Annotated in this window: 17 protein-coding genes and 1 tRNA gene; 8 read left to right on the forward strand and 10 right to left on the reverse strand. The window is 66.8% G+C overall.

The window, feature by feature from the left end; genetic code table 11:
• Window positions 1–254: 254 nt before the first annotated feature.
• From V5D55_RS02650 to V5D55_RS02665, 4 genes are all read right to left on the reverse strand, one after another.
• Window positions 255–2,549 (reverse strand): carbohydrate-binding protein, encoded by a 2,295-nt coding sequence (locus V5D55_RS02650; protein WP_435747386.1) that lies wholly within the window; start codon window positions 2,547–2,549, stop codon window positions 255–257.
• Between the two features lie 160 nt (window positions 2,550–2,709).
• Entirely contained in the window at window positions 2,710–3,717 is a 1,008-nt protein-coding gene (locus tag V5D55_RS02655) for a LacI family DNA-binding transcriptional regulator (protein ID WP_435747388.1), read from the reverse strand.
• Between the two features lie 129 nt (window positions 3,718–3,846).
• Window positions 3,847–4,377, reverse strand: a complete 531-nt coding sequence (locus V5D55_RS02660; protein WP_435747390.1) for an alpha-L-fucosidase — start codon at window positions 4,375–4,377, stop codon at window positions 3,847–3,849.
• Complete coding sequence (locus V5D55_RS02665; RefSeq protein ID WP_435749248.1) at window positions 4,374–5,192, reverse strand: alpha-L-fucosidase; 819 nt, start codon at window positions 5,190–5,192, stop codon at window positions 4,374–4,376. The genes V5D55_RS02660 and V5D55_RS02665 overlap by 4 nt, the downstream gene beginning before the upstream one ends.
• A 93-nt stretch (window positions 5,193–5,285) precedes the next feature.
• Here V5D55_RS02665 and V5D55_RS02670 point away from each other — a divergent pair, with 93 nt between their 5' ends.
• The 6 genes from V5D55_RS02670 (at window position 5,286) to V5D55_RS02695 (ending at window position 11,339) form a co-directional block, all read left to right on the forward strand.
• The gene (locus V5D55_RS02670; RefSeq protein WP_435747392.1) at window positions 5,286–6,617 is read left to right on the forward strand and encodes an ABC transporter substrate-binding protein; all 1,332 of its coding nucleotides are present in this window, start codon (window positions 5,286–5,288) and stop codon (window positions 6,615–6,617) included.
• Window positions 6,614–7,567, forward strand: coding sequence for a carbohydrate ABC transporter permease (locus V5D55_RS02675; RefSeq protein ID WP_435747394.1), 954 nt, complete (start codon window positions 6,614–6,616; stop codon window positions 7,565–7,567). The genes V5D55_RS02670 and V5D55_RS02675 overlap by 4 nt, the downstream gene beginning before the upstream one ends.
• Before the next feature lie 11 nt (window positions 7,568–7,578).
• Window positions 7,579–8,424 carry a carbohydrate ABC transporter permease gene (locus V5D55_RS02680; protein WP_435747396.1) on the forward strand — a complete coding sequence of 282 codons (846 nt, stop codon included), beginning with the start codon at window positions 7,579–7,581 and terminating at the stop codon, window positions 8,422–8,424.
• Between the two features lie 126 nt (window positions 8,425–8,550).
• Complete coding sequence (locus V5D55_RS02685) at window positions 8,551–9,642, forward strand: mandelate racemase/muconate lactonizing enzyme family protein (protein WP_435747398.1); 1,092 nt, start codon at window positions 8,551–8,553, stop codon at window positions 9,640–9,642.
• A complete protein-coding gene (locus V5D55_RS02690; RefSeq protein ID WP_435747400.1) occupies window positions 9,642–10,655 on the forward strand; it encodes an aldo/keto reductase in 1,014 nt (337 codons plus the stop codon). The genes V5D55_RS02685 and V5D55_RS02690 overlap by 1 nt, the downstream gene beginning before the upstream one ends.
• A 243-nt stretch (window positions 10,656–10,898) precedes the next feature.
• Complete coding sequence (locus V5D55_RS02695) at window positions 10,899–11,339, forward strand: hypothetical protein (protein WP_435747402.1); 441 nt, start codon at window positions 10,899–10,901, stop codon at window positions 11,337–11,339.
• 100 nt (window positions 11,340–11,439) lie between these two features.
• Here V5D55_RS02695 and V5D55_RS02700 read toward each other — a convergent pair.
• Window positions 11,440–11,530 (reverse strand) — tRNA-Ser (locus tag V5D55_RS02700).
• A gap of 139 nt (window positions 11,531–11,669) precedes the next feature.
• Here V5D55_RS02700 and V5D55_RS02705 point away from each other — a divergent pair.
• Window positions 11,670–12,446, forward strand: coding sequence for a hypothetical protein (locus V5D55_RS02705; protein WP_435747404.1), 777 nt, complete (start codon window positions 11,670–11,672; stop codon window positions 12,444–12,446).
• Between the two features lie 32 nt (window positions 12,447–12,478).
• A complete protein-coding gene (locus V5D55_RS02710) occupies window positions 12,479–12,961 on the forward strand; it encodes an HIT family protein (protein WP_435747406.1) in 483 nt (160 codons plus the stop codon).
• A 25-nt stretch (window positions 12,962–12,986) separates the two neighbouring features.
• Here the strand turns inward: V5D55_RS02710 and cydC are convergent, their stop codons facing one another.
• From cydC to V5D55_RS02735, 5 genes are read right to left on the reverse strand one after another with little or no spacing between them, the layout of a single operon-like run.
• Window positions 12,987–14,654, reverse strand: coding sequence for a thiol reductant ABC exporter subunit CydC (gene cydC / locus V5D55_RS02715; RefSeq protein ID WP_435747408.1), 1,668 nt, complete (start codon window positions 14,652–14,654; stop codon window positions 12,987–12,989).
• Window positions 14,651–16,324 (reverse strand): thiol reductant ABC exporter subunit CydD, encoded by a 1,674-nt coding sequence (gene cydD, locus V5D55_RS02720; RefSeq protein ID WP_435747410.1) that lies wholly within the window; start codon window positions 16,322–16,324, stop codon window positions 14,651–14,653. The genes cydC and cydD overlap by 4 nt, the downstream gene beginning before the upstream one ends.
• Window positions 16,321–17,349, reverse strand: a complete 1,029-nt coding sequence (gene cydB / locus V5D55_RS02725; RefSeq protein WP_435747412.1) for a cytochrome d ubiquinol oxidase subunit II — start codon at window positions 17,347–17,349, stop codon at window positions 16,321–16,323. Before cydB ends, cydD begins: the two co-directional genes overlap by 4 nt.
• Before the next feature lie 14 nt (window positions 17,350–17,363).
• Window positions 17,364–18,779: a cytochrome ubiquinol oxidase subunit I gene (locus V5D55_RS02730; RefSeq protein ID WP_435747414.1), complete on the reverse strand. Its 1,416-nt coding sequence runs from the start codon at window positions 18,777–18,779 to the stop codon at window positions 17,364–17,366.
• Window positions 18,766–19,419, reverse strand: coding sequence for a helix-turn-helix transcriptional regulator (locus tag V5D55_RS02735; RefSeq protein WP_435747416.1), 654 nt, complete (start codon window positions 19,417–19,419; stop codon window positions 18,766–18,768). The genes V5D55_RS02730 and V5D55_RS02735 overlap by 14 nt, the downstream gene beginning before the upstream one ends.
• Between the last annotated feature and the right edge of the window lie 37 nt (window positions 19,420–19,456).

The raw sequence follows: 19,456 nt of genomic DNA on the forward strand, positions 1-19,456 counted from the left end.
TCAAGCGCTACAAAAAAATGAGACAGGAGGGGTCGAGCCTCTTCGCGGCCCTCGTGAGCCTTGTTGTTCGGCGCGGTTTCCGTCGCGCAAGCTCGTCGGCGTACGGCGTGAGTACAAGGCAGATCGTTGCAACCCCAAGGGTGGTCTCCTTCGCGTAGCAACGAGCGCACCCTCCGCACAGGCGTCGTAGCGAGGGTCAGACACCGCGATGAGGGGCACCGGAGAAGACCCCGGTGCCCCTCACGATTTCTTCCCTACGGTGTCACACGGAAGGCGTCGACCAGCATGAACGATCCCGACTTCTTCACGACCTTGATCGTGTGCGTTCCGGGAGTCACTGACATCGCGAACACCTCCTGCATGGCCTGCCGGCTCGTCGCTCGCGCGTCCACCGTCCCTTGGAGCTGGCCGTCGACGTACACATCGACAAGGCCGTAGCTCGGTTCCTTCTCGGTGACGAACCCGATGCGGCTGCCGGTGAAGGTGAACGTCGCTGATGCGCCGTCCACCGTGGTGTACGCGACGTCGTTGTTGTGGTTGCCGAAATCGCGATTGATGCTCGTCGACCACCCGCTGCCTGCGTAGGTGATCGCCGAGGAGTGGTTGTTCACCAGAGTCGGTCGCAGCACCTGGAGTGCGTCGACGACGAGGAACTGGCCCGAGCGCTTGACGACGCGGATCGTGTGGGTCCCCGGCGACAGGTCGCGCTTGCTGAAGACGACCTGCTTGACCTGTCGTGAACCCGCGGCGTACGCAGAGACCGTCTGGACGAGCGTCCCGTCGATGTACACATCCATATCGCCGTATGCCGGATGCCGCTCGGAGAGCAGCTCGATGCCGGTTCCCTCGAAGGTGTAGCTGAACTCGGCGCCGTTGGCTGTGGCGTACGAGACGTCGCTGTTGTAGTTGCCGAACGGTCGCGCGAGCCCGCCGTTCCGGGACCACCCGGCGCCGTAGGAGATGAACGGGTCGGTGTCCGCCACCCGAATCTGCCCGAGTCCGCCATGCACCAACGTCGCAAGATCCTCCAACCTGTTCTGGGTCGCATTGCCCCAGGAGCCGTTCTCCCACATCATCACGCTCATGCTGAAGGGCATGCGGCGCGCGTTCATCGTGGCGATCCGGTTTGCGAGCTGGGTTGCTGTCTCGCCCGTGGCGTTGATCGGCTGACCGGATCCGGTGATGCCCCAGTTGTTCTCCGTGATGCTCATCAGATGATCCGCCTCGCCGACGCCCGGACCTGCGATGATCTTCCCGTCGCTGCCGTTGGGTGCCGAGATCCCCGGCAACGGGTTGCCGTTGTTGGAGAGCTCACCGAAGAAGATGTCGTCGGTGTTCGTGATCTGTGCAGAGTTGTAGCCGCCGTTGAAGCTCACCACACGCTCGGGGTTCCCCGCGCGAGCAGTCTCTTTGAGGTCGAGGTAGCTGTAGCCGTAGTAGGCGTTGCCATCGTCGAAGAACCACCCGTCGAGGTCGCCGCCGTAGCGGGTTCCGATCTCTTCGATCACACGCTTCCAGTTCGCGATGAAGGTGGTGCGGTCGCCCCAGCCACGGGTGGGATAGGTGGCGGGGTACTGCTGCTTCTGCCACCAGTCGGTGCTGTTCGCGCCGAGGTGCCAGTCCTGACCGGTGTGGTAGTAGAGGTTGAATCCGATGTTCTCCGCCTTGAGCGCGTGCGCGACCTCGCCGATCAGGTCTCGCTGCGTCGTGCGATCGCCGTTTCCGAGGATCTCGTCGACGGACGAGATCGGCGCCGACATCTGATACGTCCACCAGGAGATGGACCAGATCACGTATCCGGCGCCAGAAGCCTTGACCTTCTCGACGAATGCCGGGACATCGAAGTCGTTGGTCTGCTGCTCCATCGACTTCTTCGCCCCGCTGCGCGGCCCGCCCCACGGGCCGTACTGGAAGAAGAGCCCGTAGGAATTCCCGGTGAGCGCGCTCGTGTCGGCGCGCGACGCGGTGACCTTCGCCTGATACGCGGCGTACCCACTCGACGGGAACATCTCGAGAGCTTTCAGCGAGGCTGTCCCTGAGAGCGAACCTGTTCGCGTCAACGTGATGCTCGAGGCGCCCGCCGGCAGCGTCACGTCACCGATCAGCCGGCGATCCCATTGACCGCCTGCCATGGTCGTCGCGACCGTGGTCGTCGACAGCACGGGGCCGGTGGCGTTGCCGCTCCGCACCGTCAGCTGGAACTGCTGCCCCTGGGCCGCGGCCATGAGCGCCTGCACACGATACGTGATAGCCGTGGGCTGATTGACGGTCCACGTGAAGTGCTGGTCGGTGCGGGTCCAACCCGACATGTACAGGTCGAACGGCCAATTGGGAGCGCCGAAGGTGAAATCGGAGCTGCGCGCGGCACGGTTCGCACCGAGCACGACCTGCCCGTCGACATCGGTGACTGTGCTGATGGGAATCTCAGCGGGGCCTCCTTGAGGGAGATCGCTCGCGGCGGATGCGGCGTTCGCACTCGTGAGGAGACTGGCCGTGAGCGCGATCAGCGCTATCGCCGCCACTCGGGTTCGAGAAAGTCGGGGGTGCATGGTGTGTACCTCTCGTCGTCGTTGACTCGGGAATGTTACGCGTACCACCGCTCAGTGTGATCCGCTGAAAAGCCGTTGTCAAGAGTTCGAGGCGGGGCGACGAGGCTCCACCGCACACGCTGACTCCGACGTCGGGCGCGAAAGACCGACGTGACGGCCGTCAGCTCATCTCACGCGGTGGCGCTGTCGAATCGTGGACTTCGAAGCGAGTCGGCAGGACGATTTCCCGGCCCGGACCGTCGTAGTCACCCGCGAGTCGATCGAGCAGCATCTCGGTCGCCAGCTCCGCCATCTCTGCGACCGGTTGGATGATGCCGGTGAAGAACGGGTCGAGGACCGAGTCGCTCCGAGCATTGTCGAAGGTCACGATCGAGACATCCTCCGGCACCCTCATCCCCAGCTCGCGGGCGGCCTTCGCTGCACCGATGGCGATGAAGTTGTTCGCCGTCACGAGAGCGGTGGGCCGGATCCGAGCGTTGAGCACCGACAGCGCCGTCTGATAGCCGCCATCTACTGTGAAGGGAGCGTTGTGCATGGCGACGGCCGAGATTCCCGCTCCCGCGAGCGCGGCGACGAAACCATCCGTCCGCTCTCGTGCGGTGACGATGTCGCGGGGACCGGACAACATGGCGAGCCGCTCGTGCCCGAGACCGAGCAGGTAGTCGGTGAGGTCCCGCGATGCCGTGCCTGTGTCACAGCGCACGACGTCCACGTCGTTCTCCGGCATCGGGTAGCCGATGACGCTGATCGGCAGCCCCTGGCCCTGCACGAAATCGACGGAATCGGGTCGGTTCGTCACCGGCGCGAGCACGATACCGTCGACGCGTCGTTGAACGAGTGCGCGCAGCTGCGTCAGCTCGTTCTCCTCACTCGCTTCTGTGTGGGCGAAGAGCACCGTGTAGCCGCCACGCCTGGCCGCGTCGCCGACGCTGCGGATCTGCTGAATCGCGAAGGGGTTGCTGATCTCGGCGACGACGAGCGCGATAACCATCGTCCGGTTGGTGCGCAGAGTCTGGCCGATCATGTTCGGCACGTACTTGAGTTCGGCGATCACCGACTCGACGCGAGCTCGGGTCTTGGGCGACACCGAGTCGGGGTTGTTGAGCACCCGCGAAACGGTCATCGGGGCGACTCCGGCCCTGTCAGCGACATCTCGGATCGTGGCCATCATTCTTCCCTTCACGTGCTCCTGCCCCCCGATGCTACGTGCAGACCGGGCGGTGACGTCGCATTCCGGCACGCGGACGCCACCGCCCCCTCCCCACTCGCGAACGACACGGCGGGCCCGGGCTCGGCGTCACTCGTCTCGCAGCACGATGTCGATGACCGGGACCAGCATGTTCGCCACATCCGGCGGGATCGCGATCATCAGTTCGCCACGCGGGTCCGCCTTGCCTGCATGCACTTCGGGCAGACTCGCGACTGCGACGTGATCGAGCGTCCGCGCGTCCCCGAGGACTCGGACAGACGCCACACGTCGGACGGGGATGTTGGAGACCGTGATCGAATCCCACGGACGGAGCGTGCCGTACACGAAGATGTGCTCACCATCCGAATCGACCTTCCGCCCCAACGGGAGCGGCGCCCTGAGACCCTCGGGACGGGATATCGCCCCACGGACGGCTGGCGCATTGCGCCGGATCCAACGACCGACATCATCGAGCCGGGACACCGCCTCCTCGGGAATGCGTCCATCTCCCCTGGGCCCGACGTTCAGGAGGAGGTTCCCGCCCGAAGAGACGGTCTCGGCCAGTGTCGCGAGAATGAACGGCACACTCTTCCAGGGCCCATCATCCGGCACCCAGCCCCAGGAGTCCGTCATCGTCATGCAGATCTCCCAGGGGCCGGCACCAGCTCCGGCATCTGCTGCTCAGGAGTCGCGAAGTCACCGAAGCCGACACACCGATCGTTGACGACGCATCCGGGCTGGAGCGCGGCGACGAGGCTGCGGATCCCCTCGAAATCCCACTCTTCGGGGGTGTGCTCGAATTCACCGTCCAACCACAGCACGTCGATGACGCCGTAGTTGGTCAGCAGCTCCGTCAGCTGTCCGATGAAGAACTCGTGATACCGCTTCCATTGCGCAGCGGAGACGCGCTCGTAGCTGCCGAGGCGATACGGCTTCGTCACCGTCTCATCTGTGATGCGCGGGTAGTCCGGGTGGTGCCAGTCGGGCAGCGAGAAGTACACCCCGATGCCCACACCCGCTTCCCGCAGCGCCACGATGAGTTCGGCCGTGAGGTCGCGACCGAACGGCGACGTCTTCGTGATCGAGTAGTCCGAGAGCCCCGTGTCGAACATGGCGAACCCGTCGTGATGCTTCGCGGTGAAGACCGCATAGGCAGCGCCCGAATCCGCAATGACGCGCGCCCACTCCACGGCATCGAAATCCTGCGGGTCGAACTCCGCCGCATTCGCGAAGTACTCCTCGCATCCGACCGGCTCTCGCGCGGGGTGCTGCCCCTCCACCCCGCCGGTCATCTGCCACGACAATTCCCAGCCGCGGTGAGACGCGTGACCGAAGTGGACGAAGACTCCGAAGCCGGCCGAGGCGAACCAGTCGATGTGGGCATCGTTGCTGACGACGCTGGCGACAGTACTGATGATGGAACTCCTTCGTTCGTGTTGCGATTCGTTAATGATACGCGTACCATCAGCCTATCGCGACAGCATATCCGGCACTCATTCGACTGCTGAGCGGGATCACGATCACAATGAAGTGAAAGGACACATCACATGAGATTGCGCAACGCAGCAGTCGCCACAGCAGCCTTCACAGCCACCGCGGTTCTCCTCGCAGGATGCGGCTCGAGCGGCGGAGTCGGCGGCCCGGACGACGTCGAGCAGAACACTGGCGAGAAGGCCACGATCACCTACTGGACCTGGTTCCCACCGCAGGCCACGCTCGACGCGGCCATCGCCGCTTTCGAGGAAGAGAACCCGAACATCACGGTCAAGCTCCGCACGTTCGAAGCGGCCGACTATCAGAAGCAGCTCCCACTCGCCCTCTCCGGCGGGGAGGACATCGACGTGGTCGGCGTCCAGGTTTCGGCCATGACCAACTCCGTCAAGGACTTCCTGCATCCCGCCGACGACTGGACCGGCGACTGGCTCGCCGACATCAACCCGACGATGGTCGAACAGACGAAGTCGATCGCGGATGACGAAGTGCTCTACTCCGTCCCGATGGGCTCGATCGGCAGCCCGCTCATGTACTACAACGCCGCGATGCTCGACGAGCTCGGCATCGATGTGCCCACTACTGCGGCGGAGTGGAAGGAAGCGGTCGCCGAGATCAAGGCCGAGAAGCCCGACGTCACCCCTGTGGTCTTCACGGGAGAGCCGTACTGGCAGGAGGAGATGCTGTTCGGCATCGCCGAGCAGCACTCGCCCGGATTGTCGGACGACATCATCGGCGGCGACGGCGCATGGGACCAGCAGGCCGTGATCGACGGCCTCAACGCCTACAAGTCGATCTTCGATGACGGGATCGTGGGAACCGATGTACTCAGCCTTCAGGGCACACGTCCCAGCGAGCTGTTCTCCGCGGGTCAGGCGGCTTTCTTCATCGACGGCTCTTGGCAGAACTCGCTCCTTTCGGCGTCGTACCGGGCCGAGAACGGGGTCGAGCTCGAAGACGTCAGCGTCACCGGCCTCCCGGTGATCGACGGCGGCTCACCCGCGGTACGCGCGCTGGCCGAAGGCGGTCTCGCCATTCCGGCGACATCGAAGAACGTCGAGGCAGCGAGCACATTCATCAAGTTCATGGTGGAAGCCGGCGGCGCCGACGTCTGGGCCAAGGACCTCGTCCTGGTTCCGAGCCTCGATGGATACACGCTGCCCGACGGTGTGCTGGAGAGTGCCGCGGCGCAGGAAGGCTTCGAGACGGCAAGCGATCTCATCGGAGCACCGACGTCCCCGCGAGACAGCCAGCAGGACTTCCTGAACCAGGTCGAAGGCAATGCGATCCTCGACGTGCTCCGCGGCACGAAGACCGCTGAGGAAGCCGCTGCGACCATGCAGGACGAGTGGACGTCAGGCCGCTACCCGCACGGCGAGGAGCAGTGACGACGACCGAGACCTCCACTCTCGTTACACGCGCGGGGGGTCGGCGGCAACGCCGTTCCCCCGCGCGGGGCACCCGAGGGAGGTCGCCCCTCCGCGGAGGCTGGTACGCCGTCCTCTTCCTCGCCCCCCTGCTGCTCTTCTACGGGGTGTACTTCCTGTACAGCTTCGGCATCCTGGGAGTGGTCAGCACCGAGCGCGTGGGCCTGACCTTCCGCAACGCGGTCGACGTCGGAATGCAGAACTTCGTCCTCGTGTTGCAAGACCCGACGTTCCACCACTCCCTGATCAACACGATCGCGTTCGGACTGTTCGGCGTGCTGGCCGCCCTGACCCTCGGCTTCATCCTGGCGATGATGCTCGCCTCGGGCGTCAGGATGCGGCGACTCTTCTACACGGTCTTCCTCTTGCCGTCGCTGATCCCGATGTCGCTGTTCGCGACGGTCTTCGGACGGATGCTGGAGACGCGCGACGGTGCGATCAACGATGGCCTGCGCAACATCGGCCTGGGCTTCCTCGCCCAGGACTGGCTCGGCGACCCCGCAGCGGCCTACGTCGCGATCGGCATCCTGCTCACCTTCACGATCGGGCTGCCTATCATGTACTACACGACGGACGTGGCCCAGGTGAACGCCTCGATCGTCGAGTCGGCCACGTTGGATGGCGCATCCGTCTGGCAGATCTACCGCATCATGCTCTTCCCGCTGCTGCGCACGACGCACATCACCGTGATCCTGTCGGTCATCCTCGGATCGTTCCGAGCCTTCGACATCATCTTCTTCTCGACCGGCGGCCAGCCCGGCGGCCGGACCGATATCACGGGCACCTACATCTACAAGGCGACGCTCGGCCTGGATCGAGTCGGATACGCCGCTGCCGCTTCGATCATCGTGCTGGTCATCGCGCTCATCATCTCGGTCGTGCAGATCATCGTGCGACGAAAGGCCCTGTGACCATGGCACGCATGAGAACCCGAAGCGTCGCAGACGAAGAGGCGCTGCCTCTGCGCAGCCGGCGGATCGACAAGATCCTCATCTACGGCTTCCTCATCGTCATCGGTCTGGCTTTCGCCGCCCCTCTCGTCAACGCCGTGCAGATGTCGATCGCAGTCGGAGGCATCGGCAACTACTGGGCGGTTCTCACCCGCAGCTTGAACGGCGTGTCGATTCCGCAGACCTTCGTGAACAGCGCCATCATCGCGCTCATGCACGCCGGACTCGTGTGTGTGATCGGCGCCCTCGCCGCCTACGCGTTCTCTTTCATCGCATTCCCCGGCCGCGAAGCGCTCTACTACGGCGTGCTCCTGTTCCTCGCCGTTCCCGCCACCGCCATCCTCGTCCCGGTCTACTTCATCAGCGGGACCCTCGGGCTGTTCAACACCCACATCGGTGTGGCCCTGCCCGAAGCCGTGCTGACCCTCCCTTTCGCGGTTCTGCTCCTTCGCAACCGCATGGACGATATTCCCCGGCAGCTCGTCGAGGCCGCCATCCTCGATCGTGCGAGCCACGTCGGCATCTTCCGGCACGTTGCCATCCCCCTCTGCCGTGGTCCGCTCCTGAACCTGGCCGCGTTGAGCGTGATGTGGTCGTTGCAGGACTTCCTCTTCCCGTCGGTCCTGCTGCGCTCCCCCGGGCTGACCACGGCTGCGCAGGCTGTGCAGACGATCCAGAGTGCCTTCGGCCCGACTCCGGCCGAATCCTCTCAGTACTACGCCGCACTCGTGCTGCTCGGCGTGCCGGCACTCGTGATCATCGTCTTCGGCTTCAAGTACGTCACCAGCGGGCTCGCCGCCGGCGGCGTGAAGGAGTGAGCGGAGCGCTGGCTCGCAGTTTCTGATCTTCGATCATCGATCGCCCCGGGACGCCCCTCGGCAGCACCGTTTCCCCTGCCATCGCGGAACACCGATGTACCGCCATACCCTCCAAGGAGAGCTGCAATGAGATCCACCATCACCACCGCCCGCGCCTTCCTCGTCGACATCACCGTCGAGACGGAGCGCACCGATGCGGTGCAGAGCTTCGTGAAACAGGAGACCATCTTCGTCGAGGTGGCCACGAGCGACGGACTGCACGGGCGCGGGTACGCGTACACGATCGGCACGGGCGGGCGGGCCGTGCTGTCGATGCTGCGAGATCACCTCCTCGACCTGCTGATCGGTCAGGATGCCGACCGCATCGAGGCCGTGTGGCACCGACTGTTCGCCTCGACCCGGGCGACGACGACCGGCGCCATCACGTCGCTCGCACTGGCCGCGGTCGACACCGCGCTGTGGGACGTCGCCTGCCAGCGGTCCGGCCTGCCGCTGTGGCGACTCGCCGGCGGGTTCCGGCGTGACGTGCCGCTCTACGACACCGAAGGCGGATGGCTTCACCTTCCGGTCGACGAACTGGTGGAGGGCGCCCTGGCCTCCCAGCGAAAGGGTCTGAGCGGGGTGAAGGTGAAGATCGGCAAGCCGAACGGGCAGGAGGACCGCGAGCGGCTGGCCGCCATCCGCGACGCCGTCGGCCCCGGATTCGATCTCATGGTCGACGCGAACCAATCGATGACCGCGGCCGAGGCGATCCGCCGCGCCAGGCTGTTCGACGGGCTCGACCTCGGCTGGATCGAGGAGCCGCTTCCCGCCGACGACATCGAAGGACACGCACGCCTGTCGCGATCGACATCCACTCCGATCGCCGTCGGGGAATCGATGTACTCGATCGCTCAGTTCCGCGAGTATCTCGACCGCGGTGCAGCCGGTATCGTCCAGGTCGATGTCGCCCGCGTGGGCGGCATCACGCCCTGGTTGAAGGTCGCCCACCTCGCGCAGTCCTTCAATGTCGACGTCTGCCCGCACTTCCTCATGGAGCTTCATGTGAGCCTGGCCGCGGCCGTCCCCAACGGACGATACGTGGAGCACATCCCTCAGCTGCGTGCCGTCACCAAGACGGAGATGGTCATCGAGGCCGGCCGCGCGCTGGCACCCGAAACCGTCGGGCTCGGCATCGACTGGGATCGCGACGCGATCGAAGACCGGATCGTCGGCTGATGAAGACGCTCGCCACCCGATCCCACCGAGGGCGTCGCTTCACCGAAGTGGGGATGGGATGTGCCCAACTCGGCAACCTCTCGCACGCGATATCCGACGATGAAGCAGAGCAGACGGTACAGGCAGCGTGGGAGGCCGGCATCCGAGTGTTCGATACGGCCCCGCACTATGGTCTGGGCCTCTCGGAACGCCGCCTCGGTCGAGCACTCCGCGCGTACCCCCGCGACGAGTACATCGTGTCGACCAAGGTGGGTCGGCTCCTCGTGCCCAGTCCCGAGACAGCCGGCATCAGCGACATGGCGCATTTCTTCGATGTACCTGCCGATCACCGGCGCGTCTACGACCTCAGCCGCGACGGCATCTTGCGGTCGATCGACGCGAGCCTCGATCGCCTGGGACTCGACCGCGTCGACATCGTCTACATGCACGATCCCGACGAGCACTTCGAAGCCGCCTCGACGACGGGGGCGGAAACGCTCACGGAGCTTCGCGATCAGGGGGTCGTCGCCGCATTCGGTGCCGGCATGAATCAGGGCGCGATGCTCGCCGACCTCATCGACCGGACCGACATCGACATCGTGATGTGCGCGGGACGCCTCACCCTGCTCGAACAACACGACGCTCGACGGATGCTGGAACTCGCCGCACAACGCGACGTCGCCGTCGTTGCTGCCGCGGTCTACAACTCGGGCCTCCTCAGCCACGAACACGTGCCAGACGATGCGCATTTCGACTATGCCCCGGCCTCCGCACCCGTCCTCGCCCGTGCCCGCGACATCGAACGGATCTGCCGCGACCACAGCGCGACCCTCCCCTCTGCGGCGATGCAGTACCCGCTCCTCTTCCCTCAGGTTCTGTGCGTCGTCGCAGGTGTGCGAGGCGTCGACCAAGCGGTCCAAGCAGTGGAACGCTCCATCCGTCCGATACCCACCGACCTCTGGCGCGCGCTTGCCGCCGCCGGACACATCGACCTGCCGCGGCACACCATCCCCGAGGTGTTCCACGTCGGCTGAAGGCGACCGAGACGGCCGGGTGGGCGGAAACCACTCAGCCAGAATGTTGTTCCCGCCCACCCGATCATGGCCATCCTCGGCTCTGCGAGGTCGTCAGGAGAAATCCCGACGCGAAGGAACACGAAACGGGTGGGCCCGAGCGGAATCGCGTCACTCGTCGATCCCACAGTCAATGCGGGATCGCCGCACGGATGCGACCGATGCCATTCGCGAGGTGCGCTCGCATCGCTGTTGCCGCCCACCATGACGATCACCAAGACCGGAGGCGCCTATCTTCAGGTCGACTCCGTTCAGGTCGATGATTGCGGCGCGGGTTGCACACGTCTGAACAACGACAGCGGATCGATTTCGTACGCCGGAGCGTGGAACACGAGCAGCGGACGAACTGGCAGCGACTGGAAAGCGGATGTGAAGTACACGACGACCAACAACGACACCGCAACGGTCACGTTCACGGGTACATCGGCGCGGGTCTACATGCCGACGAATTCGGCCTACGGGACCTTCACGGTAAAGCTCGACGGCGTGACCCAGCCCGGCACCTTCACGGCCCACAGCGCGAGTGGCTACCAGGCCCGCGTGGCGACCTATTCGGTGACCGGACTGACCTCCGGCTCGCACACGCTGGAACTGAAGAAGACCGGAGGCAGCTACTTCCAGATCGACCACGTCGATATCCACTAACAGCAGGCACGTCGTTACCGCTGCGTTACCGCTGCCGACGACCCAGACATGACGAAGGCCCCGCATCCCAGTGTTTCCAGGGGATTCGGGGCCTTCGTGGTGGCGGTGACGGTGGGATTTGAACCCACGGTAGGGGGTTACCCTACACAACTTTTCGAGAGTTGCACCTTCGGCCGCTCGGACACGTCACCGCGGAATAGCTTACGCGAGACGGGCCCGGCGCGCGAATCCGCGAGTCGCTTCTCTGGTTTTGTCCGGCGCACCGCCCTGACGGCGACGACAGCCTCCGAGTTAGGATGGCCTAAGCACCCCGAGGGAAGGATGCGCACCATGGGCTTCATCACGTCCGAAGCACTGGCCGACACCGGCTACGTCGTCCTCGACGATCAGAGCGTTGCCGTCGATCCGTCGGAGTGGCTCGATCTCGAGTACGTGCGCTGGCGATCCTCGGGCGTCACCCGATTCGCCCCGCTCACGAGCTACGCCGGTGACGTCGACTGCAACGGCTTCTGGAACCACACCCCGCCGCGCACCGACAAGGACGGCGTCTGGGTCGCCGCGCAGGTCGCGACCGCGCCGACCCTGCAGCGCCAGGCTCTCGAGCCGGGCGCCGGCATCGGACGCTGCCGGGTCATCGAGTTGCAGCCCAACGAGTACGCCGACGCGATCTACAACCTGCACCAGGACGACAACAACCGCCTCAACGACGAGGGCACCGGCTGGGTCGTGCGCGGATTCTTCAACCTCTCCGACGACACCGAGTCGATGCTGATCCTGCGTTCCGACCGGTTCGACCCTGCGACCGAGATCCGGCTGCCGCTGCGTGCGGGGTCGCGGCTCATCGTCGATACCCAGCGCTTCTGGCACGCGGTGTGGCACCGGGGCTCATCTCCGCGCTATGCGCTCATCACGTCATGGACGAGCGGCCCTGAGCTCGACGCCTACATCACCGCGAACCACGGCGACCCCCGACCGGCGACCGTGGAGCTGGATCCGCAGTTCGTGGACGCCGCGCAGGTCGAGCTGCACCGCCGCATCGAGGAGCGCCGCCGCGCCTTCGAAGCGCAGGGCATCGTGATGGAGCCGCCGACGCCGCTGTACGGCTGAGCGCGTCGCGAACGTCGGATACGGTCGAGGGCATGGACTGGCGCGAGGACAGGATCGGCTCGGCGGCGCGAGGCGAGAATCCGACGGTGCTGGCGAGCCTCCCCTCGGGCTACGCCGTCATCGGAGACATCCAGTTCCTGCCTGGTTACAGCTTGCTGCTCAGCCGCGATCCCTCGGCCACTGCGCTGTCGGAACTGCCCCGCGAGGAGCGGCTCGCCTTCCTCTCGGATGTCGATCTTCTCGCCACGGCGGTCGAGCGCGCCTGCCGATCGGCAGACGCCGGATTCCGTCGCATGAACATCGAGATCCTCGGCAACACGGATGCCTACATCCATGCGCACCTCTGGCCCCGGTACGACTGGGAGCCCGCCGAACTCATCGGCAAACCCGTCTGGCTGTACGACCCGGCGAACTGGAGCGCCCCGTCCACCGCGCTCTCTGCGGCACACGACGCGCTCCGTGCCGCGATCAGCGCGCAGCTGCAGGCGCTGCAGGAGGAGCTCGCTGCCTCCTGACCGGATGCCGGGCCGGGATGGGTCTTCAGCAGGTGCGGCCGTCCTCGAGCCGCACCACGCGGTCGACCGTTCCCGGCGGCGGCGCGACATGCGAGATCAGCAGCACCGATTGGTCGCCGGCCGCGCCGAGCAGATCGCGCAGCAGGGCGTCGGATGCTTCGGGGTCGACGCCCGCGGTCGGCTCGTCGAGCACCAAGACCGGGAAGCCGCGCAGCAGCGCGCGAGCGAGGGCGATGCGCTGCGCCTGCCCGCCCGAGACCAGCGCACCACGGTCGCCAACCCGGGCATCGAGGCCGCCGCGCTCGCGCACCCACTCCCCCAGCCCGACACGGTCGAGCACCTCGCGGAGGTCGTCATCGGTCGCGGTGTCGCGCGCGAACAGCAGGTTCTGCCGGATGTCCTCGTCGAACAGCTGAGGGCTCTGCTCGCAGAGTCCGATCGTGCGTCGCAGGGCAGGGCCCGACATCGCCGCAGCATCCTCATCCCCCACGCGGTACTCCCCCTCGGCCCGGAGGAATCCCACGAGCACGGCGGCGAGCGAGCTCTTCCCCGCGCCGCTCGGTCCCGCCACGAGCACTCGCTCACCGGGTCGCAGATCGAGGTCGACCCCGTTCAGCGCCGCTGCGCCGCCCGGCCACTGCGCCCGGACGCCGCGGAGACGCAGGGCGGGCGTGCCGGTGATCACGGGATCCTCGCCGTCGTCGCTCCGCAGCTCTGCCGGCATCCGCTCCGGCAGCACGTCGACGATGCGCTCTGCGCTCGCCCGCACGCTCCGCCAGGATGCCGCGGCGATCGGCACCGCGCCGAAGATCTCGAACACCACCATCGGCACGAGCACGGCGACCGCCATCCAGGGCCCGTCGATCGCGCCGGTCGGGAGCCCCGGAGCCACCGCGGCGAGAGCCCAGACCGACGCGGCTCCGGCGACCGCCGACACCGCGCCCGCCGCGATGGCCTGGGCGAGCGATGCCCGGGCGACAAGCCTGCGGAGCGCGGCATCCGCTTCGCGCACCCGTGCGCGCGCCTGCTCCTCGGCCCCGTAGGCGAGGAGCACGTCGAGGCTGCCGAAGTAGTCGACGAGAGCCGACGACAGATCTGCCCTGCGAACCGAGACGAAAGCCTCGGCTCGCGAGCCGAAGACCCACCCCAGACCGATGGATGCCGCCGCGGCGACGAACAGACAGACGGCGAGAGTGAGGGCCGCGATCGGCGACACGAACGCGAGGAACCCGACCGCCCCGAGGGCCACCAGGGCGGCGACGGCGAGCGGCTGCACCACGCGGAGCGGAAGATTCTGCAGGTTCTCGACATCGTCCACGAGGGCAGCCAGCACACGCCCCCGATCGGTCGAGCCGAGTCCCGCCGGAGACAGCGGGATGAGACGATGCACCATGTCGGAGCGCGTTCTCGCGAGCTGCCGGAGCGCCGCGTCGTGTCCGCTCAGCCGCTCCAGGTACCGGGTCACCGCGCGGGAGACCGCGAAGAACCGCACCCCGACGACCGCGATCGACAGCGGCACGAGCGAGTCGACGATCGACGCACTCACGATGAGCCAGCCGCTGACCGCGAGCAGGCTCACCGCGGCGGCGGCCGAGAGCACACCCCAGATGAGCCCGGGGAGGAAGCGCCCGGCCGGCGGCTGCGCCAGACGGAGGATGCCGCGCACGCGCTCCGCGCGGGTGAGAGAGGTCATGCGTCCACCCCCAGCGCCACGACCTGATCCGCGATCTCCCGCGCCGAGCGGCGGTGCGAGACGAGCAGGATCGTCGCCCCGGCATCCGCCCGCTCCCGGAGGGAACGCCAGAGGCGGTCCTCCGTCTCCGGGTCGAGGGCGCTCGACGGCTCGTCGAGGGCGAGCACACGGTCGGGAGCGGTCGCGTGCCGGTACAGTGCGCGGGCGACGGCGACGCGCTGCGCCTGCCCGCCCGACAGCCCGCTGCCCTGCACCCCGAGCATCCGCTCCGCGTCGATCGTGTCCGCGCACGCAGTGTCCAGAGCCGAGCGGATGCCGTCGGCATCGGGCTCCGGATCCCCGAGGGCCACGTTCTCGCCGACCGTGCCGCGCAGCAGGCCCGGCTTCTGCCCCGCCCAGGCCAACCAGGCTGCGGGCGAGAGGCGGCGAAGGTCGTGGCCCGCGAACTCGGCTGTTCCCTCGAACTCGGCGGCGCCTCGCAAGGCGGCGAGCAGGCTCGACTTCCCGGAGCCGCTCGGCCCCTCGATCAGGGTGATCGTGCCCGGTTCGGCGGTGAAGGAGACGGGCGAGAGGTCGCGCACGCGAAGACCCGCCACGACGAGCGTCGCAGTCGCCCGGCGCGCCCCGCCGGCGGTCTGCAGGTCGAGATCACGGATGCAGGCAGTTTCCACGGCGTTTCGACCTGCATCCGTGATCTGGACCTGCAAAGTGACGCCGTCACGAGCCCCGGCCTCATCCAGCACGTCGAACACGTCCTCCGTCGCCGCAACCCCCTCCGCCGCCGCGTGGAACTGCACCCCCACCTGGCGGATCGGCAGGAAGGCCTCCGGCGCGAGCAGCAGCACGAACAGCCCGACTTCGAGCGAGAGATCGCCGGACAGCAGCCGGAACCCGACGGCCACCGCGATCAGAGCGACCGCGAGCGAGGCCAGCAGCTCCATCGCGAAGCCCGACAGGAACGAGAACCGCAGCACCTTCATCGTCTCGCGGCGGTACTCGTCCGCGGTCGTCTCGATCCGGTCGGCCGCCCGCTGCTCCCGACCGAACAGCCGCAGGGTCGAGAGCCCCTGTACCGTGTCGGCGAAGCGCGCCGCCAGTTGCTGCAGCGTCTGCCATTGCTTCTTCTGCACCGTCCGCGTCGCGATGCCGATCAGGATCAGGAACAGCGGGATCAGCGGCAGCGTGATGACCGCGGTGAGCCCGCTCGGCCAGTCCTGCCACCACATCACCGCGACGAGCACGGGCGTCGCGATCACCGTGAGCACGAGCTGCGGGATGTACCGGGCGAAGTAGGCGTCGAGAGCCTCGAGCCCGTGCCCCGCGGTCACCGCGAGCGCGGTCTGATTCCGCTGCGCGAGCCACCCTGGTCCGAGTCGGCCCACCGCGGCGATGAGTGCCTCGCGCAGCTGCATCCCGGTCTTCGCCGCCGTGCGGGTGCCCGCCGCATCCGACGCCGCGATCAGGATGCCGCGCAGCAGAGCCGCCGCCAGCAGCAACAGCAAGGACGACGTCACATCCCGCCCGGCGAGCGCCCCGGTGACGGCATCCGTCAGCAGCCAGGCGAACGCGATCGTCACCACGGTCTGCACCACACCGATCAGCGCGGATGCCGCGAGGAACCCTCGCGCGGCACCGGCGTAGCGCAGCAGCCGCGGGTCGACAGGTTTCATGCGTGTGCCGGCGCCGCCTCGATCGACGAGCGCGTGACGCGCTTGCGGAAGATCCAGTACGTCCAGCTCTGGTACGCGATGACCAGCGGCAGGGCGATCAGCGCGGTCCAGCTCATGATCTGCAGCGTATACGGCGTGCTCGAGGCGTTCGCGATCGTGAGGCTGTACGCCGGGTCGATCGTCGAGGGCATCACGAACGGGAACAGCGCGAAGAAGAGCATGACGACCGCGAACAGCACGGTCGCAGCGCCCGCCGCGAAGGCCCGGCCGTCGCGCCCGCGCAGCGAGAACAACACCGCGGCGATCAGCGAGACGGCGGCGAGCGCACCGGTCACGACCACCATCGACAGCAGCGGCGCTTCCCGTCCCGACGCGATGCCGATCGTCCAGAGCACAGTACCCGCCGCCACCAGAATCGTCGGCACCGCGGCGAACTTCACCAGGCGTCGAGCGTCGTCGTGCACCTGGCCGTCGGTCTTCAGCGCCACGAACAGCACCCCGTGCAGGAAGAACACCAGCAGGGTCGTCAGGCCGACGAGAAGCGAATACGGGTTCAGCAGCGCGAAGAATCCGCCGACGTAGACATGGTCTGCGTTCAGGGCGACACCCTGCACGATGTTGCCGAAGGCGACGCCCCAGAGGAACGCGGGGACGGCCGAGCCGATCACGATCATCCGGTCGAAGCCGCGCTTCCACGCCGCGCTCTCGCGCTGATGCCGGTACTCGAACGAGACCCCGCGCAGGATGAGAGCGAGCAGGATCAGCAGCAGCGGAAGGTAGAACCCGCTGAACAGCGTCGCGTACCACTCCGGGAAGGATGCGAAGAGCACCGCCCCGGCGACGATGACCCAGGTCTCGTTGAGGTCCCAGATCGGCCCGATCGTGTTGATCACCTGCCGGCGCGACACATCGTTGCGACCGAGGAACGGCAGCGACATGCCCACGCCGAAGTCGAACCCGTCGAGCACGAAGTAGCCGACGAAGAAGAAGCCGACGAGCCAGAACCAGAGCGTTGCGAGATCCATGATGCTCCTCCCTCTCAGTAGACGACCGACGGCAGCTGAGCCGTCTCATCGTGAGGTTGCTCTTCGGTGTCCGGGCCCTTCTGCGCGGCCCGGATGATGAGACGGATCTCTACCACGGCGAGCGCGGCGTAGATGGCGGTGAAGGCGATGAGCGAGATCAGCACCTCGAGGCCGGAGACACCGGGCGAGACGCCGTCCTGCGTGGTCATCAGCCCGAACACGATCCAGGGCTGCCTGCCCATCTCGGTGAAGACCCAGCCCATGATGTTGGCGACGAGCGCCAGCGGGAACGACCAGATCGCGAGCTTCCACATCCACGGCGCCGGTTCCTTCTTCGCGCTCTTGCGGGTGAGCCAGAGTCCGATCACGGCGACGAGGCCGGCGGCCATGCCGAGGCCGATCATCCAGCGGAACGCCCAGTAGGTGACCCACAGGATCGGGGCGAACTCCGTCATGCCAGTGTCGGCGAAGGTCTGCGAGTACTCGGCGTTGAGATCGTTGATGCCGTGCACGCAGGCGTCGAGCGTGTGCGTCGACAGCAGCGACAGCAGGTACGGCACGCGGATCGAGAACAGCTCGGAGCTGCCGTCCGGCGTACCGAGCGTGAAGAGACTGAAGGAGGCGTCGGGGCCGCAGACCGTGTTGAAGGTGGCTTCGGCCGCCGCCATCTTCATCGGCTGCGCGGCGTACATCGCGAGCCCGAGCTGGTCTCCCGTGAGCACGACGCCCGCGGTGGAGAAGATCATCGCCCACAGACCGAACTTCAGCGAGATGCGCATCGTGTCGAAGTGCTGACCGCGGGCGAGGTGCCACGCGGAGACCGAGATGACGACACCGGCGGCGAACATGAGTGCGCCGAAGATCGTGTGCGGGAACGCGGCGAGCGAGACGGGATTCGTCAGCAGCGCCCAGAAGTCGGTGAGCTCGGCACGGTTCGTCACGGGGTTGTAGACGTACCCCACCGGGTTCTGCATGAACGCGTTGGCCGCGATGATGAAGTACGCCGACAGGATGCTGCCGATCGAGACGCACCAGATCGTGGCGAGGTGCAGCTTCTGCGGGAGCTTGTCCCATCCGAAGATCCACAGGCCGATGAAGGTCGCCTCGAAGAAGAAGGCGAGCAGTCCCTCGAACGCGAGCGGGGCGCCGAACACGTCGCCGACGAATCGGGAGTAGTCCGACCAGTTCATGCCGAACTGGAACTCCTGCACGATGCCGGTGACGACGCCCATGGCGAAGTTGATGAGGAAGATCTTGCCGAAGAAGCGCGTCAGGTGCAGGTACTGCACCTTGGCGGTGCGCACCCATGCGGTCTGGAAGATCGCGGCGACCAGAGCCATGCCGATCGTGAGGGGCACGAACAGGTAGTGGTAGACGGTCGTCAGCCCGAACTGCCAGCGGGAGAGGATGAGCGGATCAAGCCATTCCATGCGTGAGTCCTGTTCTGTCGGTCAATCGCACCGTGCACTCTGCGGGGTCGGCGGCCGCCTGTACGCACTCGGCGGCCAGCGGTCCGCCGGCTTCGGTCAGCACGCCCTGCATGAGACCCAGGTGCACCTGGCACAGCATCGGCCGGTCGTCCGGGCTTCCGGCGGCGTGCGGGCAGGGACTCAGATCGACCGTGAGGCGCACGTCGTCGACGACGGGCTCGAAGCCGCTCTCCTCGAGATGCTCGACGAGGGCGTCCAACTGGTACGTCGCCTCGCGACCCAGAGCGGATGCTGCCGAGGGCAGCATCCGACGCATGAGATCTCCACGGCGCGCGGCGGCCTTCGCCTTGTCGCGGGCGACCGGGCTGGAGGCGCCGGGGGCACCGGTCGCGGCACGATAAAGGGTGCGGGGTCGACCGCGGGTGGTGCGGTGCTCGATGGTCGGGATGACGTAGCCGCCCTCGATGAGGCGCTGCAGGTGCTCGCGCACGGTGTTCGCGTGGAGACCGGTGGCCTCGCACAGCTCCCCGATGGTGAGCTCGGACCGGATCTGCCCGCGACCGGCCTCGAAGAGCAGGTGCAGGAGCTGCACCCGCGAGTAGGTCGAGATCGGCCCGCAGACGGGCCCGCCGTTGCGCATGACTCCATCATCCCAGCGGGTTCTCGGCTGATCGAGC

It is taken from the genome of Microbacterium sp. PMB16, from assembly GCF_051294855.1.
GTDB lineage: Bacteria > Actinomycetota > Actinomycetes > Actinomycetales > Microbacteriaceae > Microbacterium.

Excerpts from the sequence above, each read along its gene's own strand:
- V5D55_RS02660 (WP_435747390.1), bottom strand. The coding sequence starts at position 4,377 with ATGACGATGACGGACTCCTGGGGCTGGGTGCCGGATGATGGGCCCTGG.
- V5D55_RS02705 (WP_435747404.1), top strand. The coding sequence starts at position 11,670 with ATGGGCTTCATCACGTCCGAAGCACTGGCCGACACCGGCTACGTCGTC.
- V5D55_RS02735 (WP_435747416.1), bottom strand. The coding sequence starts at position 19,419 with ATGCGCAACGGCGGGCCCGTCTGCGGGCCGATCTCGACCTACTCGCGG.
- V5D55_RS02650 (WP_435747386.1), bottom strand. The coding sequence starts at position 2,549 with ATGCACCCCCGACTTTCTCGAACCCGAGTGGCGGCGATAGCGCTGATC.
- V5D55_RS02690 (WP_435747400.1), top strand. The coding sequence starts at position 9,642 with ATGAAGACGCTCGCCACCCGATCCCACCGAGGGCGTCGCTTCACCGAA.
- cydD (WP_435747410.1), bottom strand. The coding sequence starts at position 16,324 with ATGAAACCTGTCGACCCGCGGCTGCTGCGCTACGCCGGTGCCGCGCGA.
- V5D55_RS02670 (WP_435747392.1), top strand. The coding sequence starts at position 5,286 with ATGAGATTGCGCAACGCAGCAGTCGCCACAGCAGCCTTCACAGCCACC.
- V5D55_RS02685 (WP_435747398.1), top strand. The coding sequence starts at position 8,551 with ATGAGATCCACCATCACCACCGCCCGCGCCTTCCTCGTCGACATCACC.
- cydB (WP_435747412.1), bottom strand. The coding sequence starts at position 17,349 with ATGGATCTCGCAACGCTCTGGTTCTGGCTCGTCGGCTTCTTCTTCGTC.
- V5D55_RS02680 (WP_435747396.1), top strand. The coding sequence starts at position 7,579 with ATGAGAACCCGAAGCGTCGCAGACGAAGAGGCGCTGCCTCTGCGCAGC.
- V5D55_RS02655 (WP_435747388.1), bottom strand. The coding sequence starts at position 3,717 with ATGGCCACGATCCGAGATGTCGCTGACAGGGCCGGAGTCGCCCCGATG.
- V5D55_RS02710 (WP_435747406.1), top strand. The coding sequence starts at position 12,479 with ATGGACTGGCGCGAGGACAGGATCGGCTCGGCGGCGCGAGGCGAGAAT.
- cydC (WP_435747408.1), bottom strand. The coding sequence starts at position 14,654 with ATGACCTCTCTCACCCGCGCGGAGCGCGTGCGCGGCATCCTCCGTCTG.
- V5D55_RS02695 (WP_435747402.1), top strand. The coding sequence starts at position 10,899 with ATGACGATCACCAAGACCGGAGGCGCCTATCTTCAGGTCGACTCCGTT.
- V5D55_RS02730 (WP_435747414.1), bottom strand. The coding sequence starts at position 18,779 with ATGGAATGGCTTGATCCGCTCATCCTCTCCCGCTGGCAGTTCGGGCTG.